We start from the raw sequence: 16,905 nt of genomic DNA on the forward strand, positions 1-16,905 counted from the left end.
TCAGAGCCGGCCCAGTTGCCAGGGGTCCGGCTCGCGGGTGTCCTTGCGGAAGACATAGAACAGGTTGGGCTCGCCGACCATGTAGATGTTGCCGTCGTCGTCCATGGTCACCCCTTCGGCCTGCTGGATGCCCTCGTCCAACCCGTTGAAGCCGCCGATCAGGCTGATGAAGCTGATCGGCTTGCCGTCGCCGTCCAGCTCCAGCAGCAGGCGCGACTCGTCGGACAGCACCAGGATGTGGCCGGTGCGCGGGTCCACCGTCACCGAGGACAGGTCGCGGACGAACAGGTCGTCCGGAGACAGCGGCTCCAGCTTGCCGGGCGCGCCGTCCTCGCCGGGGAACGGCAGACTGAACAGGCCCAGCGGGCTGCGCTCCTTGGCCAACAGAAGACGCTGGTGCCGCGCATCCCAGCCAATCCCCTCGAAGCCCTTGTTGCCGGCCTCGGCGAAGCCCAGGTCGAAGGTTTCCAGCCGCCGCAGGTCGATGCTCTGGTCGGTTTCCGACAGCCAGAACGCCGCGAGCTGGCGCTTGCGTTCATCGATGATCGCCAGCCGGCCATCGCCCAACGCCTCGACCCCCTCGGGATTGCTGAACCCCCGCAGCTCTATCCGCCGCAGGACTTCGCCCTCCAGCGACAGCTCGACCAACAGAGGGTGCTTGCCGGTCACGGTAAAGAGGGTTCGGGTCGCAGGATTGAAGGTCAGGCCGGACGTCTCGTCGTTCTCCAGCCCGGCCAGCGGCTTACCCTGAAGGGCAGCGTAATAACCCGGCAGCCAGATATTCGCCTCCCGCTCACCCTTGGTCAGGTGGCGCTCCTTGAACCAGTAATAGAGGCGATCGTCCCAGTGCAGGTAATTCACCAGCGTGGCACTGACGACCAGCACCCCGGCCAGCAACAGCCAAAGAGGGCGAAACGGGAGGGGAGCGAGGGAACGGAGCATCGACGACGACCTGACTGAGCGATGGCCATCAGACTAGCCCTCGACGGTTAAGTTTCTTCCCGGATTCCGGGGGCCATGCCGGCCCCCTTGTCATCGCGTCGTGCGAATAGGTCAGAGCACCCGGCTTTCGAAACGCGACAACCCTACCAATTCCAACGCCAGGCTGTCCCCGGAATTCAGCGGGCCGACGCCCACCGGCGTGCCGGTCAGCACCACGTCGCCCGGTTGCAGGCTGAAATGGCCGCTGATGTGCTGAATCAGCGGCAGGATCGGGTTGAGCATGTCGCGGCTGTTGCCGTCCTGGCGGACTTCGCCGTTGATGGTCAGGCGGATGCCGATGTCGGTGGTGTCTTCCACCACGTCGCCCGGCACGAAGGGCGCCAGCACGCAGGCGCCGTCGAAGGACTTGGCGATTTCCCAGGGGTAGCCCTTTTCCTTCAGGCGCGCCTGGACGTCGCGCAGGGTCAGGTCCAGTGCCGGGGCGAAGCCGGAGATGGCGTCGAGGATTTCCTCGCGGCTCGGCTGGCGCGACAGCGGCTTGCCGATCAGCACGGCGATCTCCGCCTCGTAGTGCACGGCGCCACGGTCCGCCGGAATGGCGAAACCGCCTTCCAGCGGCACCGCGCAGCTACCCGGCTTGATGAACAGCAGCGGTTCGCTCGGCACCGGGTTGTTCAGTTCCTTGGCGTGCTCGGCGTAGTTGCGGCCGATGCAGACGACCTTGCCCAGGGGGAAATGGATGGGGGTGCCGTCGATATACTGGTGCTGATAGCTCATAGGATTGCTCCGCAGCTGCAAGCCTCAAGCTGCAAGTGAACGCGTCATGCTTTTTCTTGCGGCTTGGAGCTTGCGGCTTTAGTTAAAGATCTTGCCGGGGTTCATGATGCCGTTCGGGTCGAACGCCGCCTTCACCGCCTTCATGTAGGCGATCTCGGCCGGCGAACGGCTGTACTCCAGGTAGTCGCGCTTGGTCATGCCGACGCCATGCTCGGCGCTGATCGAGCCGTTGTACTTCTGCACGGTCTCGAACACCCACTTGTTCACTGTGGCGCACTTGGTGAAGAACTCTTCCTTGCTCAGGCTTTCCGGCTTGAGGATGTTCAGGTGCAGGTTGCCGTCGCCGATGTGACCGTACCAGAGCACCTCGAAGTCCGGGTAGTTCTGGCTGACGATAGCGTCAATGTCGGCGAGGAACGCCGGAACGCGGGACACGGTGACAGAGATGTCGTTCTTGTACGGCGTCCAGTGAGAGATGGTCTCGGAGATGAACTCACGCAGCTTCCACAGGTTCTTCAGCTGCTGCTCGCTCTGGCTCATCACGCCGTCGATCACCCAGCCTTGCTCGACGCAATGCTCGAAAGTGGCCAGGGCCTGCTCGGCACGCTCCTCGGTGGTGGCTTCGAATTCCAGCAGCGCGTAGAACGGCGCGCGGGTCTCGAAGGGCGCCGGCACATCGCCGCGCTCGAGGATCTTGTCCAGGCACTTGTCGGAGAAGAATTCGAAGGCGGTCAGGTCCATCTTGTCCTGGAAGGCGTGCAGGACCGGCATGATGGAGTCGAAGTCCGGTGTGCCGAGGACCATCGCGGTGAGGTTGGTGGGCTGGCGCTCCAGACGCATGGTGGCCTCGACCACGAAGCCCAGGGTGCCCTCGGCGCCGATGAAGAGCTGGCGCAGGTCGTAGCCGGTGGCGTTCTTGATCAGGTCCTTGTTCAGCTCCAGCAGGTCGCCCTTGCCGGTGACCACCTTGAGACCGGCCACCCAGTTACGGGTCATGCCGTAGCGAATCACCTTGATCCCGCCGGCATTGGTGCCGATGTTGCCGCCAATCTGGCTGGAACCGGCGGAGGCGAAGTCCACCGGATAATAGAGCCCCTTGTCTTCGGCGAACTGCTGCAACTGGGCGGTGATCACGCCCGGCTGGCAGACCACGGTGCGGTCCGTGACGTTGAAGTCGAGGATGCGGTTCATGTAGTCGAAGGCCACCACCACTTCGCCATTGGCGGCGACGGCGGCGGCGGACAGGCCGGTACGGCCGCCGGAGGGCACCAGGGCGACCTTCTTCTCATTGGCCCAGCGCACGATCGCCTGGACTTCCTCGATGGTCTTCGGGAAGGCGATCGCCAACGGAGCGGGGGCGAAATGCTTGGTCCAATCCTTGCCATAAGCGCTCAGGGAATCGGCGTCAGTCAGGACTTTGCCTGGCTCGACCAGGGTTTTCAGCTCTTCGATCAAAGCGGTATCGGTCATCTGCGGAACTCTCGGATCATTCATGGTCGCCCTGAGAACGATTCAGGTCGCAACCGAGCAAGGAAAAGGGAGAACATGCTAGCATACGCCCCCCGTGGATCGCGCCCCTCAGCCGATTTCGGGCACCGGCATCCGCCGGTTCGCCAGCGCCACCGCTGGCCGTTTCCCTGAACATTTCACCGGGATCACAGGTACGCAGATGAGCAAGACCTCTCTCGACAAGAGCAAGATCAAGTTCCTTCTCCTGGAAGGCGTCCATCAAACCGCCGTGGACACCATCAAGGCAGCCGGTTACAGCAACATCGAGTATTTCACCGGTTCGCTGCCGGAAGACCAGCTCAAGGAGAAGATCGCCGATGCTCACTTCATCGGCATTCGCTCGCGCACCCACCTGACCGAGGAAATCTTCGACCACGCGAAGAAACTGGTCGCCGTCGGCTGTTTCTGCATCGGTACCAACCAGGTCAACCTGGAAGCCGCCCGCGAACGCGGCATCGCGGTGTTCAACGCGCCCTATTCGAATACCCGCTCGGTGGCCGAGCTGGTACTGGCCGAAGCCATCCTGCTGCTGCGCGGCATCCCGGAGAAGAACGCGTCCTGCCACCGCGGCGGCTGGATCAAGAGCGCGGCCAACTCCTTCGAAATCCGCGGCAAGAAGCTCGGCATCGTCGGCTACGGCTCCATCGGCACCCAGCTCTCCGTGCTGGCCGAGGGACTGGGCATGCAGGTGTATTTCTACGACGTGGTGACCAAGCTGCCGCTGGGTAATGCCCAGCAGATCGGTTCGCTGCACGAACTGCTCGGCATGGCCGACATCGTCACCCTGCACGTGCCGGAAACGCCCGCCACCAAGTGGATGATCGGCGAGAAGGAAATCCGCGCCATGAAGAAGGGCGGCATCCTGATCAACGCCGCCCGCGGCACCGTGGTGGACCTGGAGGCCCTGGCCGCCGCGATCAAGGACAAGCACCTGATCGGCGCCGCCATCGACGTGTTCCCGGTGGAGCCGCGCTCCAACGACGAGGAGTTCGTCAGCCCGCTGCGTGGCCTGGACAACGTGATCCTGACCCCGCACATCGGCGGCTCAACGGCCGAAGCACAGGCCAACATCGGCCTGGAAGTGGCGGAAAAGCTGGTCAAGTACAGCGACAACGGTACCTCGGTCTCCTCCGTCAACTTCCCGGAAGTGGCCCTGCCGTCGCACCCGGGCAAGCATCGTCTGCTGCACATCCACGAGAACGTGCCGGGCGTGATGAGCGAGATCAACAAGGTCTTCTCGGACAACGGCATCAACATTTCCGGCCAGTACCTGCAGACCAACGAGAAGGTCGGTTACGTGGTCATCGATATCGATGCCGAGTACTCGGACCTGGCACTGGAAAAGCTGCAGCAGGTGCGCGGTACCATCCGCAGTCGCGTGCTGTTCTGAGTTGCAAAGCGCAGTAAAAGCAGGGAGGCCTCGGCCTCCCTTTTTCTTTCAGGCCGATTTCACGTCACGGCCACCCGTGCTTCGGGTACGGCGACCGTCACGCCTTGGCGCATCGGCGCGTTCGGATTCTTCAGGGCGTACAGGTAACAGTCGGCCATGCTGTGGTTGTCTTCGATGCTGGCGTAACTGGCGGTGAAGGTGACCGCCAGGCCGATGTGCTGGTAGAGCCAGCCCCCGGTCACGCCGGGCGGCACTTCGGGCACCACGTCGCTGTCGTTGACGACCCGGTAGGTCGGCACGTTGAGCCCGTTGTAGCTGTCGGCGAAGCTCGGCGCGGCCAGGCGCGGGCTGGCGAAGTTGTAGTGTTGCAACGGCAGGTCCGGGTAGCGCTCGCGCAGGTCGAGCACCGCCAGGCTCGACAGTGCACAGCCCAGGCTGTGCCCGCATGACCACAGTTGGCCGCCCGGCTGCAGGCTGTCCACCGCTTGCAAGGCCAGGTCGCGCAGGGAGCCATACAGCTTGAGGAAGCCGGCATGCACCGAGCCGAGGCCGGGTTGCCAGGGATAGGTCTGCTGGTCCGCATCTAGGTCGTCCAGCCAGTCCTGCACCGACTCGGTTCCACGGAACACCAGATAGACCTCGCCCTGCGGGTCGCGGGCAGCGAAACCGAACGGCTCGGATTCGTTGAGGAAGTGCAGTTCGCTGAGAATGCTCCAGATCGGCGCCGAGAAGCGCCAGCCGCCCATATCCGGCGTCTGCCAGGTGAAGTCCTGGGGCCGGCGCGGTTTGCCCTGCGTCTGCCACTGGGTGTACTGGTCGTAGGCGGACTCCACCAGGTTGGCGCACAACAACGCCTGTGGCAGAGAGAAGCCTTGGGGGAAGTAGAGGGGAAGACTGGACATCAGGGCCTCCTTGCCTATGTGGACTGTGCTTCCCCACTCTAGTCGATCGCTATGAATCCTGCTCGCTCGGGAGGAAACCGCCGACGACAGGTTCGCTCGCCGCTCTAGCGGCGGTATTCCCCGGCCGCTTCGGGCTGGTATTCGACATCCAGCAGGGTCAGCCGCAGCGGCTTGCCAGACGGTGTCGGCCAGTCGATGTGCTGGCCCACGGACAGGCCGAGCAACGCGCAGCCCACCGGCGCGAGGATGGAGACGGTGCCTTCGGCGCCGGCTTCCTGCGGATAGACCAGGGTCAGGTGGTATTCCTTGCCACTGTTGTCGTCGCGGCAGTGAACGCGCGAATTCATCGTCACCACGCCCGGCGGCACCTCGTCATGCCCGACCACCTGGGCCCGCGCCAGCTCCTGCTCCAACGCCTGGGCTGCGGGGCCGTATTCCTCCAGGCCATCGAGCAGCTTTTCCAGGCGTTGCAGATCGAGGCGGGTAATGGTGATCGACGGTGTACTGGTCATGACGAACGCGGCTCTCCTGAGTTGTACCGGGCGAAAGCTTTCCCGCCGGGACGGGCCGGAAAGCGAAAACACATAAAGTTGGATATCGGGTCGCGGGATCGCGGCGACGTGACGGATCGGAAAAGGCGCGGCCCGTTCGAGTGGGTCAGCACGCAGACCGGGGCTCTTGCGCACCCGGGACACCGATCGTGACGGGCGCAGGCCCTTGAGCGGACCCTAACACAGCAGTGCAAATAAGCAAGACCACCCGGTCAGTGGGGAAAAGGTGCCAGGCGGGCATGGGCCTGGGCGCAGATTTCCCGGCGTCGCACGTTGTCGGCCCGACCCCACTCGAGGATTTCTTCCAGCGTGCGACCGCACCCGAGGCAGACATCCCGGGTATCGAGACAACAGACCCGCCGGCACGGCGAAGCGATCGTCTCCTCCCCGGTTTCGACGGCCGCCTCAGAGGTCTTCGAACTCGAGTCCTTCACCGATCTGCTCCCGGGTCACCCGCTCCATCAGCTCGCCCAGCGGCTCCTCGCTGGTATCGCAGATCCAGCGGCCGCTGTCCGGATCGTAATCGAAATGGAAGCCGCCGGAACGCGCCGCCACCCATAGCTGGCGCAGGGCCGGCTGGCGACTGAGGATCACTTGACTGCCGTTCTCGAAGCGGACGGTGAGTACGCCCGCCGAGTTTTCCAGGTCGACATCCAGGTCGCTGCTATCGAACACATCCTCCACTGCCTCCTGGGCGGCATCGACCAGATCGTGGAAGCGGGCTTCGCTAAGGGTCATGGGGCGGGGTCCTCGGAAATGAGTGAAAGATGCCGACGGTACTCGCCGGGGCTCTGTCCGGTCCAGCGGCGGAACGCACGGGCCAGCGAACCGGGCTCGCTGAAACCAACGAGAAAGGCGATGTCGGCCAGCTCCAGCGCCGGGTCGCGCAGATAATGCAGCACCAGTTGCTGGCGCGTTTCATCCACCAGTTGGCTGAAGGATAACCCGGCTTCGCGCAGACGCCGTTGCAAAGTGCGGGCGCTGAGCGCCAGCGCCTGGGCCAGCCGCTCCAGATCGGCACCCTGTTCCGGAAGCTGGCGGGCCAGTTCCAGGCGGGCGCGATCCAGCACATGCGGCCCCTGGCGCAGCTCGCCGAGCAGGCGATCGGCATAGGCGTCGAGCATCCGCCGCACCTGGGCATCCGCCTGGCCGAGCGGCGTGGCGAGCAGGCGCTTGGGGAACACCAGGGCGTTATCGACCTGATCGAACAGCACCGGGCAGCGAAAAATCCGTTGGTGCTCGCCGATATCGGGCGGGGCCGGATGCTGGAAGCGGACCTCGGTGGGCGGAATGTCCAGGCCACTGACCCAACGGCCGAAGGTGGTCCAGCCGGCCAGGGTCTCCTCACTGATCTGCCGTTGCTGCTGCGGCAGCAACGGCTCCCAGCTGTGCGCCACCTGGGGCTCCAGTCCGGCCCGCGGCGGCTCGTCGGCCAGCCCGACACGGCCGAGATTGCCCACCAGCGAGGCATAGCGCGCCTGCCGGTGCAACGCATCGGCCAGGGTCGCGCAACTCATCACCAGATAACCGAGCACGCCGTAGTAACCGGGTCGCACCGCCTCACCCAGGTGCAGGCCGAGATCCGGGTCGCCGGTCAGTTCGACGGCCTGGCCGAGCAGCTCCAGGTAGGCACTGGCGGCGATACGCTGGTCGCGCTGGGCGAGGATTGTCACAGGCAACTGGACGCGAGCGAGGAAAGCCGCCGGCTCGACGCCCCGGCGTTGCAGAAAATCCACCAATCCCTGCAGATAAGCCACCGACACCGAACTGGCCAGCGGTTCGGCAATCTCCATCGAGCCTCCCGTCCTCACGATCCCACCATCCAGTACACCCCCACCGCGCCAACCGGGCAACCCGGCGGCGCCCCACGCTCAGCTGGAAGCCGCGCCGGGCGGGAGCCCGGCGCATAGGCAAGGCGCCGGGGGGCCGGTATACTCCGGCCCAATTCACGCTTTTACAAGGATTTCGCCATGAAGCGCCTGCTGCTTCCCTTCCTCGCGCTCGTCATCCTCGGCGCCGGCCTCACCGGCTGCGGCCAGAAAGGCCCGCTCTACCACCCGGACGATGAAAAAGCCGCCAAAGAACACAGCAAAGACCGTTACGAATTCTAAGGAGGCGTCATGCAAGCCTTCACCTATCGCGACGGTCGGCTGTTTGCGGAGGACGTAGCGCTGTCCGCCATCGCCGAGCGCTTCGGCACCCCGACGTACGTTTATTCGCGTGCCCACATCGAGGTCCAGTACCACGCCTATGCCGATGCCCTGGCCGGCATGCCGCACCTGGTCTGCTTCGCCGTCAAGGCAAACTCCAATCTGGGCGTGCTGAATGTCCTCGCGCGCCTCGGCGCGGGCTTCGATATCGTTTCCCGTGGCGAACTGGAACGCGTCCTGGCCGCTGGCGGCGCGCCGGACAAGATCGTCTTCTCCGGCGTCGGCAAGAGCCGCGAGGACATGCGCCGCGCCCTGGAAGTCGGCGTGCATTGCTTCAACGTCGAATCCACCGAGGAGCTGGAGCGCCTGCAACGGGTCGCCGCCGACATGGGCACCACCGCATCCATCTCGCTGCGGGTCAATCCGGATGTGGATGCCGGTACCCACCCCTACATTTCCACCGGCCTCAAGGAAAACAAGTTCGGCATCGATATCGAGCAGGCCGAGGCGGTCTACGCCCGTGCCGCCGCACTGCCGAACCTGCGCATCCTCGGCGTCGATTGCCACATCGGTTCGCAGCTCACCAGCCTGCCGCCGTTCCTCGATGCACTGGATCGCTTGCTGGTCCTCGTCGATCGCCTCGCCGCGCGCGGCATCCAGATCCGCCACCTGGATCTCGGCGGCGGCCTGGGCGTGCGCTACAAGGATGAAGAGCCGCCATTGGCCGGCGACTACATCGCCGCTGTGCGCGAGCGCATCAAGGGCCGCGACCTTGCCCTGGTGTTCGAGCCCGGCCGCTTCATCGTGGCCAACGCCGGCGTGCTGTTGACCCGTGTCGAGTACCTCAAGCACACCGAACACAAGGATTTCGCCATCATCGATGCGGCGATGAACGACCTGATCCGCCCGGCCCTCTACCAGGCCTGGATGGATGTGTCCGCCGTGCAGCCGCGCGAGGGCGAATCGCGCCGCTACGATCTGGTCGGACCGATCTGCGAGACCGGCGACTTCCTCGCCAAGGATCGCGAACTGGCCCTGGCCGAAGGCGACCTGCTGGCCGTTCGCTCGGCCGGCGCCTATGGTTTCGTCATGAGTTCGAACTACAACACCCGCGGCCGCGCTGCCGAGGTGATGGTCGACGGTGCGCAGGTCTTCGAAGTCCGTCGCCGCGAAACCCTCGAGGAACTCTACGCCGGCGAAAGCCTGCTTCCGCAGTGAGGCCGCAACCATGCTATTGCGCTTCACCAAGATGCACGGCCTCGGCAACGACTTCATGGTCCTCGATCTGGTCAGCCAGCACGCGCACATCCAACCCAAGCACGCCAAGCAGTGGGGCGACCGGCACACCGGCATCGGCTTCGATCAATTGCTGATCGTCGAGCCGCCGACCAACCCGGACGTGGATTTCCGCTACCGCATCTTCAATTCCGACGGTTCGGAAGTGGAGCAATGCGGCAACGGCGCGCGCTGCTTCGCCCGTTTCGTGCTGGATAAGCGGCTGACCGTCAAGCGACGCGTCCGCGTCGAGACCAAGAGCGGCATCATCGAACTGGACGTGCGCCCGGACGGGCAGATCCGCGTGGACATGGGCGCGCCGCGCCTCGCCCCGGCCCAGATTCCCTTCCAGGCCGAGGCGGAAGCGCTGAGCTATCCGGTCGAGGTCGACGGCCAGCAGGTCGAGCTGGCCGCGGTCTCCATGGGCAACCCTCACGCCGTGCTGCGCGTCGATAGCGTCGCCAGCGCGCCGGTGCATGAGCTGGGGCCGAAGCTGGAGCATCACCCGCGCTTCCCGCAGCGCGTCAACGTTGGCTTCCTGCAGGTGGTCGACCGCCAGCATGCCAAGCTGCGCGTCTGGGAACGTGGCGCCGGGGAAACCCAGGCCTGCGGTACCGGCGCCTGCGCCGCCGCCGTCGCCGCGATCCGCCAGGGCTGGATGGATTCGCCGGTGCAGATCGAACTGCCGGGCGGCCGCCTGTCCATCGAGTGGGCAGGCCCGGGGCAGCCGGTTATGATGACCGGGCCCGCTGTCCGCGTGTATGAAGGACAGGTTCGTCTATGACCGGAAACCGCTTATGACCGACCAGCGCCAGGACCCGCCCGTCACGCTCGACTCCGAGACCGTCGCCGCCTACCTGCGCCTGCACCCGGAGTTCTTCGTCGATCACGAAGAGCTGATCCCGGAACTGCGCATCCCGCACCTGCCGGGGGAAGCCGTTTCCTTGGTGGAACGCCAGGTCAAGCTGCTGCGCGAGCGCAACATCGAGATGCGCCACCGTCTGTCCCAACTGATGGACGTGGCGCGCGACAACGACCGGCTGTTCGACAAGACCCGCCGTCTGGTCCTCGACCTGCTCGATGCGGCCAGCCTCGAGGAAGTCGTCAGCGCGGTGGACGACAGCCTGCGCCATGAGTTCCAGGTACCCTTCGTCAGCCTGATCCTGTTCAGCGAATCGGCCCTGCCGGTGGGCCGCTGGGTCAGCATCGCCGAAGCGCACCAGGCGATCGGCGGCCTGCTCACCGGCGGCAAGACCATCTGCGGCGTACTGCGCCCGCATGAGCTGGCGTATCTCTTCGGCGAAGACCAGGGCCCGCAGGTGGGTTCGGCGGCGGTGGTCGCCCTCACCCACCAAGGACTGCACGGCGTGCTGGCGATCGGCAGCCCCGATCCGCAGCACTACAAGAGTTCCCTGGGAACCTTGTTCCTCGGCTATGTCGCCGAGGTGCTTTCCCGCGTTCTCCCGCGTTTCGCCACCCCGCTGCGCTCGGTGCGCTAGAAGCGGCGGCAAGCTACAGGCTTCAAGCGGCAAGAAAAAGCACAAGCGATGCGCTCCGCTTGAAGCTTGCGGCTTAAAGCTTGAAGCTTGCCTTGCCTTCCATCCGCTTGGAGCTTGAAGCTTGAAGCTCGCTGCTGACCTTGACGCCTATCTCGAACACTTGCGCCGCGAGCGGCAGGTCTCGTCGCATACGCTGGATGGCTATGCCCGCGATCTGCGCAAGGTGCTGGAGTTCTGCGAGAGCGAAGGGCTGGGTGAGTGGTCCGGGCTCGATACGCCGCGGCTGCGCCGCTTCGTCGCCAAGCTGCACATGCGTGGCCAATCCAGCCGCAGTCTGGCCCGGCTGCTTTCGGCCGTGCGCGGCTTCTATCAGTACCTGGTGCGCGAAGGCCGCTGTCGTCACGACCCGGCCGCCGGCCTGAGCCCACCCAAGGGCGAGCGCCGCTTGCCCCGCACGCTGGACACCGACCGCGCCCTGCAATTATTGGAAGGTGCCGTGGAGGACGATTTCATCGCCCGCCGCGACCAGGCCATGCTGGAGCTGTTCTATTCCTCCGGGCTGCGTCTTTCCGAACTGGTGGGGCTCGACCTGGATGGCCTGGATCTGCCCGCGGGGCTGGTCCGGGTACGCGGCAAGGGTAACAAGGTGCGTGAGCTGCCGGTGGGCAGCAAAGCACGCGAAGCTCTGGAGGCCTGGCTGCCCTTGCGCGCCCTCGCCCGTCCGGCCGACGGCGCGGTTTTCGTCAGCCAGCAGGGCCGGCGTCTCGGTCCCCGTGCCGTACAGTTGCGGGTGCGCCAGGCCGGCGTGCGCGAACTGGGCCAGCACCTGCACCCGCACATGCTCCGACACAGTTTTGCCAGCCATTTGCTGGAATCGTCCCAGGACCTGCGGGCCGTACAGGAGCTGCTTGGACACGCCGACATTGCTACCACGCAGATTTACACGCATCTGGACTTCCAGCACTTGGCGACGGTGTATGACAGCGCCCATCCCCGGGCCAAACGCAGTAAGGACAACACCGAATGACGATTCACCTGATCACCTTCGATCTCGACGACACCCTTTGGGACGTCGCGCCGGTGATGAACAACGCCGAGGCGGCGTTGCGCGAATGGCTCGGCCTGTACGCCCCACGCCTCGGCCCGGTACCGATCGAACACCTGTGGGCGATCCGCGCCCGCCTGCTGGAAAAAGAGCCCGCCTTGAAGCATCGACTCAGCGAGCTGCGCCGGCGCATCCTCTTCCATGCCCTCGAAGACGCAGGCTATCCGTATCGGGAGGCCATGGCGCTCGCCGAAGGCGGTTTCCAGGTCTTTCTCGCCGCACGGCATAAGGTAGAGCTGTTCCCCGAAGTGCACCCGACCCTGGAAGTCCTCGCCAATCGCTACCGCCTCGGCGTGCTCACCAACGGCAATGCGGACGTCCGCCGCCTGGGACTGGCCGATTATTTCCAGTTCGCTCTCTGCGCCGAGGAGCTGGGTGTGGGCAAGCCCGATCCCCACCCCTTCCGCGAAGCGCTCAAGCGCGCCGCTGTGGAGGCCGAATATGCCGTCCATATCGGCGACCATCCCAGCGACGACATCCAGGGCGCACAGGCCGCCGGACTCCGGGCCATCTGGTACAACCCGCAAGGCAAGGCCTGGCCAGCCGAACGCGCACCGGATGCGGAAATCCGCAGCCTGGCGGAATTGCCGGCACTGCTGTCGGGCTGGTGATCGTCACCCGGCCGAACCACCGCCATCCGCTACCGGCGGCATAAACGTCGGGCATGAAAAAGCCCGCGTCATGCGCGGGCTCTTTCGTCAGCATCCGGGTGCTCAGATAGGCCGGCTACCGTATTTGCTGTCCGGCTTTTTCGGCGGGTCAGCGACTACGTTCGGCTCGACTTCCTGCACTTTGCCGCCACGCGCGAGGAACTCTTCCATCGCCCGGGCCAGCGCTTCGCGTTCCTTCTGCTTGGCTTCGATACTCGGCAATTCGTCGACCTCGACAGCCGCCTTGGCTTTCTTGCCAGGCGCGGCTACGCGCTCGTCATCGCTCTCGACCTCGGCATCACCCTCATCCGCGGCGGCCAGTTCCTCGCCGTCCTCCTCGTCAGCCCCTTCCAGCTCGTCTTGTTCCAGTTCTTCGTCGCTCATGTTCAACCTCATGACTTGCGAAAAGCAGGTTAGTTATAGCCCAGCCGCGCACGCTACGTGCGCCACCGGAAAAATTTCAACAACCGTTCCGATCGAGTGGCCGCGACCTTCGGTACTGCTCCGCGGAGCGACGCCACGGTCGCATTCCACCCGATCCAGGGCGCCCCGTGAAGGGGGTGCCGTTCAAAAATCGCCATGCAGGGTCGCCAGGACCCGGCGGGCGCCGCCGTGATCGCGGTGCTCCCCCAGGTAGATACCCTGCCAGGTCCCCATCGCCAGACGCCCCTCGCTCACCGGCAGGCTCACCTGACAGCCGAGCAGGCTCGCCTTGAAGTGCGCCGGCAGGTCGTCCGGACCCTCGTAATCGTGTTCGTAGCCTTCCGCGCCCTGGGGCACCAGACGGTTGAAGAACCGCTCGAAGTCCCGCCGCACCGCAGCGTCGGCATTCTCGTTGATGGTCAAGGATGCCGATGTGTGCTGCAGCCAGAGATGTAACAGACCTGCCTTGCAACGAGACAGTTCCGGCAATGCCGCCACCAGCTCATCGGTGATCAGATGAAAACCTCGAGGGCGCGCACGCAGGGTAATCAGGCTCTGCTGCCACATGTTCGGATCTCCCGCACAGGTCTGGCGCGGCATTCTAGCGCGGCCCCGAAAAAAACAAAGGGCGCCGTAGCGCCCTTTGAACGTTATCGCGGAATCACTGCTTGGTGAATTCCGGATAGGCTTCCATGCCGCATTCGGCGATATCCACGCCTTCGTATTCTTCTTCCTCGCTGACACGCAAGCCGACGACCAGTTTGAGAATGCCCCAGACGATCAGGCTGGCTACGAACACCCAGGCGAAGATGCAGCCGATCCCCAGCAACTGGGCACCGATGCTCGCATCGGCGTTGGTCAGGCAGACGGCCAGCAGGCCCCAGATGCCAACCACGCCGTGAACCGAGATGGCACCGACCGGATCGTCGATCTTCAGCTTGTCCAAACCCAGGATGCTGAACACCACCAGCACGCCACCGACGCCACCGATCAGGGTGGCCTGGATGGCGCTCGGGGTCAGCGGCTCGGCGGTGATCGCCACCAGGCCGGCCAGGGCGCCGTTGAGGGCCATGGTCAGGTCGGCCTTGCCGAACAGAATGCGGGCAACGATCAGCGCGGCGATCAGGCCACCGGCAGCGGCCATGTTGGTGTTGACGAACACGTTCGCCACGGCACTGGCGTCTTCGATGGTGCTGGTCTTGAGCTGCGAACCGCCGTTGAAGCCGAACCAGCCCATCCACAGGATGAAGGTGCCAAGGGTGGCCAGCGGCAGGTTGGCGCCGGGAATCGCGTTGACCTGACCGTTCGCGCCGTACTTGCCCTTGCGCGGGCCGAGCAGCAGGACACCGGCCAGGGCCGCGGCGGCACCGGTCATGTGCACCACGCCGGAACCGGCGTAGTCGAGGAAGCCGGCAGCGTTGAGGAAGCCCGACCCCCACTTCCAGTAGCCTTCCACCGGGTAGATGAAGCCGGTCATCACCACCGCGAAGGCGAGGAAGGTCCAGAGCTTCATGCGCTCGGCGACGGCGCCGGAAACGATCGACATGGCGGTGGCAACGAACACCACTTGGAAGAAGAAGTCGGCACGCGCGGAGTAATACGGCGCGTCTTCGCCACCGGCCGCGACCACGTCGACGGCATGCTCGTCACCGAGCAGGAAACCGATGCTGGGGAGGATGCCGCCTTCCGGGCTGGAGTACATGATGTGGTAGCCGATCAGCATGTACATCACGCAGGCGACGGCATACAGCGCCACGTTCTTGGTGAGGATCTCGGTGGTGTTCTTGGCCCGCACCAGGCCGGCTTCGAGCATGGCGAACCCCGCCGCCATCCACATCACCAACGCGCCGCAAACCAGAAAGTAGAAGGTATCCAATGCGTACTGCAAAGGAATCAAAGCGGTGTTTTCCATGGTTTACCCCTTGCCCTGGCGCTTGCGGCGCCGTGCGGTTGAGGCGCCCGGGTTGGCTCCGGGCGCGCTTCGTGTACTTATAGGTTGTATCCGCGCTCGTTGTGCAGGGAGAGATCGAGGCCGACGGTCTCTTCCTCTTCGCTGACACGCAAGCCCATCACGAGGTCAATCACTTTCAGGATCACGAAGGTCACCACAGCGGTGTAGATGACCGTGAACAGCACGCCTTCGATCTGCACCCAGAGCTGCCCGGCGATGCTTTCCACCTCACCGAAACCGCCTAGCGACGGAGCGGCGAACGCACCGGTCAGGATCGCACCGACAATGCCGCCGACGGCGTGCACGCCGAAGACGTCCAGCGAGTCGTCGTAGCCCAGCTTGCGTTTCAGGCTGGTGGCGCAGAAGAAGCAGATGACACCGGCGGCCAGGCCGATCACCAGCGCCCCCATCGGGCCGGCAGTGCCGGAAGCCGGGGTGATGGCCACCAGGCCGGCGACAGCACCGGAGGCGATGCCCAGGACGCTGGGTTTGCGGTGGGTGATCCACTCGGCGAACATCCAGGCCAGGGCCGCAGTAGCGGTGGCGATCTGGGTGACCAGCATGGCCATGCCGGCGGTTCCGTTGGCGGCCACGGCGGAGCCCGCGTTGAAGCCGAACCAGCCGACCCAGAGCATGCTGGCGCCGATCAGGGTGTAGCCGAGGTTGTGCGGCGCCATGGCGGTGGTCGGATACCCCTTGCGCTTGCCCAGCACCAGGCAGGCCACCAGGCCGGCGATACCGGCGTTGATGTGCACCACGGTGCCGCCGGCGAAGTCGAGCACGCCCCAGTCCCACATCAGTGCGCCGTCACCGCTCCAGACCATGTGGGCGATGGGTGCATAGACCACGGTGAACCAGACCGCCATGAAGATCAGCATGGCGGAGAACTTCATGCGCTCGGCGAAAGCACCGACGATCAGGGCGGGCGTGATGATGGCGAAGGTCATCTGGAAGGTGATGAACACGCTTTCCGGGATGCTGGCCACCAGACTCTCGGTACCCAGACCGGCAAGGAAGGCTTTCGACAGGCCGCCGATGAAGGAATTGAGATTGGTGACGCCCTGCTCCATGCCTGTAGTGTCGAACGCCAGACTGTAGCCGTAGATCACCCATAGGACACTGATCAGCCCGGTGATGGCGAAGCACTGCATGAGCACCGAGAGGACATTCTTGGAACGCACCATACCGGCGTAGAACAATGCCAGGCCGGGGATGGTCATGAACAGCACCAACGCAGTCGCGACCAGCATCCAGGCCGTGTCGCCACTGTTCAAGGTCGGTTCCTCGGCCAGGGCAAGGCCCGGTACGAGGGACAAAAGGGCTCCTAGCCCTGCGATTTTTCGCAGAGTCATGGTTTACTCCTGGGGCGTGGGGTTCGGAGGCTTTAGATCGCGTCGGTGCCGGTTTCGCCGGTCCGGATACGGATAGCCTGTTCCAGGTTCACCACGAAGATCTTGCCGTCACCGATCTTGCCGGTGTTGGCAGCCTTGGTGATGGCCTCGATGACGCGGTCGAGCTGATCGTCGGCGATAGCCACGTCGATCTTCACCTTGGGCAGGAAGTCGACGACGTATTCGGCGCCACGGTACAGCTCGGTGTGGCCTTTCTGCCGACCGAAACCCTTGACTTCGGTGACGGTGATGCCCTGCACGCCGATCTCCGACAGCGACTCGCGCACGTCGTCCAGCTTGAACGGCTTGATGATGGCAGTGACTAGCTTCATGAAACTCTCTCCCGTGTAAGGTGGACTTGCCCCAGGAATACGAACCCGGCTCAAGTCT

At 64.7% G+C, this 16,905-nt stretch carries 20 protein-coding genes; 7 read left to right on the forward strand and 13 right to left on the reverse strand.

Going from position 1 to position 16,905, the window contains the following annotated elements; translation table 11 throughout:
- From PIN01S_RS01810 to PIN01S_RS01820, 3 genes are all read right to left on the reverse strand, one after another.
- The gene (locus PIN01S_RS01810; RefSeq protein WP_084333307.1) at positions 1 to 942 is read right to left on the reverse strand and encodes an SdiA-regulated domain-containing protein; all 942 of its coding nucleotides are present in this window, start codon (positions 940 to 942) and stop codon (positions 1 to 3) included.
- Between the two features lie 111 nt (positions 943 to 1,053).
- Complete coding sequence (locus tag PIN01S_RS01815; protein WP_084333309.1) at positions 1,054 to 1,719, reverse strand: fumarylacetoacetate hydrolase family protein; 666 nt, start codon at positions 1,717 to 1,719, stop codon at positions 1,054 to 1,056.
- 78 nt (positions 1,720 to 1,797) lie between these two features.
- Complete coding sequence (locus PIN01S_RS01820) at positions 1,798 to 3,189, reverse strand: D-2-hydroxyglutarate dehydrogenase (RefSeq protein WP_084333311.1); 1,392 nt, start codon at positions 3,187 to 3,189, stop codon at positions 1,798 to 1,800.
- Positions 3,190 to 3,388: 199 nt separating this feature from the next.
- Here PIN01S_RS01820 and serA point away from each other — a divergent pair, with 199 nt between their 5' ends.
- On the forward strand, positions 3,389 to 4,618 hold the full coding sequence (gene serA, locus PIN01S_RS01825) for a phosphoglycerate dehydrogenase (RefSeq protein ID WP_084333584.1): 1,230 nt from the start codon (positions 3,389 to 3,391) through the stop codon (positions 4,616 to 4,618).
- A gap of 59 nt (positions 4,619 to 4,677) precedes the next feature.
- Here the strand turns inward: serA and PIN01S_RS01830 are convergent, their stop codons facing one another.
- The 5 genes from PIN01S_RS01830 to PIN01S_RS01850 form a co-directional block, all read right to left on the reverse strand.
- A complete protein-coding gene (locus tag PIN01S_RS01830; protein ID WP_084333313.1) occupies positions 4,678 to 5,520 on the reverse strand; it encodes a lipase family protein in 843 nt (280 codons plus the stop codon).
- Positions 5,521 to 5,624: 104 nt separating this feature from the next.
- Positions 5,625 to 6,032 (reverse strand): nucleoside diphosphate kinase regulator, encoded by a 408-nt coding sequence (gene rnk / locus PIN01S_RS01835; protein WP_084333315.1) that lies wholly within the window; start codon positions 6,030 to 6,032, stop codon positions 5,625 to 5,627.
- A 251-nt stretch (positions 6,033 to 6,283) separates the two neighbouring features.
- The gene (locus tag PIN01S_RS01840) at positions 6,284 to 6,448 is read right to left on the reverse strand and encodes a DUF1289 domain-containing protein (protein ID WP_084333585.1); all 165 of its coding nucleotides are present in this window, start codon (positions 6,446 to 6,448) and stop codon (positions 6,284 to 6,286) included.
- Between the two features lie 28 nt (positions 6,449 to 6,476).
- Entirely contained in the window at positions 6,477 to 6,809 is a 333-nt protein-coding gene (gene cyaY, locus PIN01S_RS01845) for an iron donor protein CyaY (RefSeq protein ID WP_084333317.1), read from the reverse strand.
- Positions 6,806 to 7,864: an AraC family transcriptional regulator gene (locus PIN01S_RS01850; RefSeq protein ID WP_084333319.1), complete on the reverse strand. Its 1,059-nt coding sequence runs from the start codon at positions 7,862 to 7,864 to the stop codon at positions 6,806 to 6,808. The genes cyaY and PIN01S_RS01850 overlap by 4 nt, the downstream gene beginning before the upstream one ends.
- 177 nt (positions 7,865 to 8,041) lie before the next feature.
- Between PIN01S_RS01850 and lptM the strand changes: the two genes are divergently transcribed.
- From lptM to PIN01S_RS01880, 6 genes are all read left to right on the forward strand, one after another.
- Entirely contained in the window at positions 8,042 to 8,182 is a 141-nt protein-coding gene (gene lptM / locus PIN01S_RS01855; protein WP_084333321.1) for an LPS translocon maturation chaperone LptM, read from the forward strand.
- A 9-nt stretch (positions 8,183 to 8,191) separates the two neighbouring features.
- The gene (gene lysA / locus PIN01S_RS01860; RefSeq protein WP_084333323.1) at positions 8,192 to 9,439 is read left to right on the forward strand and encodes a diaminopimelate decarboxylase; all 1,248 of its coding nucleotides are present in this window, start codon (positions 8,192 to 8,194) and stop codon (positions 9,437 to 9,439) included.
- Between the two features lie 10 nt (positions 9,440 to 9,449).
- The gene (gene dapF, locus PIN01S_RS01865; protein ID WP_084333325.1) at positions 9,450 to 10,280 is read left to right on the forward strand and encodes a diaminopimelate epimerase; all 831 of its coding nucleotides are present in this window, start codon (positions 9,450 to 9,452) and stop codon (positions 10,278 to 10,280) included.
- 13 nt (positions 10,281 to 10,293) lie between these two features.
- On the forward strand, positions 10,294 to 10,995 hold the full coding sequence (locus tag PIN01S_RS01870; RefSeq protein WP_084333327.1) for a DUF484 family protein: 702 nt from the start codon (positions 10,294 to 10,296) through the stop codon (positions 10,993 to 10,995).
- A 121-nt stretch (positions 10,996 to 11,116) separates the two neighbouring features.
- Positions 11,117 to 12,022 (forward strand): tyrosine recombinase XerC, encoded by a 906-nt coding sequence (xerC, locus tag PIN01S_RS01875; protein ID WP_084333329.1) that lies wholly within the window; start codon positions 11,117 to 11,119, stop codon positions 12,020 to 12,022.
- Positions 12,019 to 12,711, forward strand: coding sequence for an HAD family hydrolase (locus PIN01S_RS01880; RefSeq protein WP_084333331.1), 693 nt, complete (start codon positions 12,019 to 12,021; stop codon positions 12,709 to 12,711). The genes xerC and PIN01S_RS01880 overlap by 4 nt, the downstream gene beginning before the upstream one ends.
- A 102-nt stretch (positions 12,712 to 12,813) precedes the next feature.
- Here PIN01S_RS01880 and sutA read toward each other — a convergent pair whose 3' ends face one another.
- The 5 genes from sutA to glnK form a co-directional block, all read right to left on the reverse strand.
- On the reverse strand, positions 12,814 to 13,134 hold the full coding sequence (gene sutA / locus PIN01S_RS01885; protein WP_084333333.1) for a dormancy-specific transcriptional regulator SutA: 321 nt from the start codon (positions 13,132 to 13,134) through the stop codon (positions 12,814 to 12,816).
- Positions 13,135 to 13,317: 183 nt separating this feature from the next.
- Positions 13,318 to 13,740, reverse strand: coding sequence for a secondary thiamine-phosphate synthase enzyme YjbQ (locus PIN01S_RS01890; protein ID WP_084333335.1), 423 nt, complete (start codon positions 13,738 to 13,740; stop codon positions 13,318 to 13,320).
- 94 nt (positions 13,741 to 13,834) lie between these two features.
- Positions 13,835 to 15,085: an ammonium transporter gene (locus tag PIN01S_RS01895; protein WP_084333337.1), complete on the reverse strand. Its 1,251-nt coding sequence runs from the start codon at positions 15,083 to 15,085 to the stop codon at positions 13,835 to 13,837.
- Between the two features lie 77 nt (positions 15,086 to 15,162).
- A complete protein-coding gene (locus tag PIN01S_RS01900) occupies positions 15,163 to 16,476 on the reverse strand; it encodes an ammonium transporter (protein WP_084333339.1) in 1,314 nt (437 codons plus the stop codon).
- A gap of 32 nt (positions 16,477 to 16,508) precedes the next feature.
- Entirely contained in the window at positions 16,509 to 16,847 is a 339-nt protein-coding gene (gene glnK, locus PIN01S_RS01905; RefSeq protein WP_003457590.1) for a P-II family nitrogen regulator, read from the reverse strand.
- Between the last annotated feature and the right edge of the window lie 58 nt (positions 16,848 to 16,905).

The sequence above is a fragment of the Pseudomonas indica NBRC 103045 genome, assembly GCF_002091635.1.
Classification (GTDB): domain Bacteria; phylum Pseudomonadota; class Gammaproteobacteria; order Pseudomonadales; family Pseudomonadaceae; genus Pseudomonas_M; species Pseudomonas_M indica.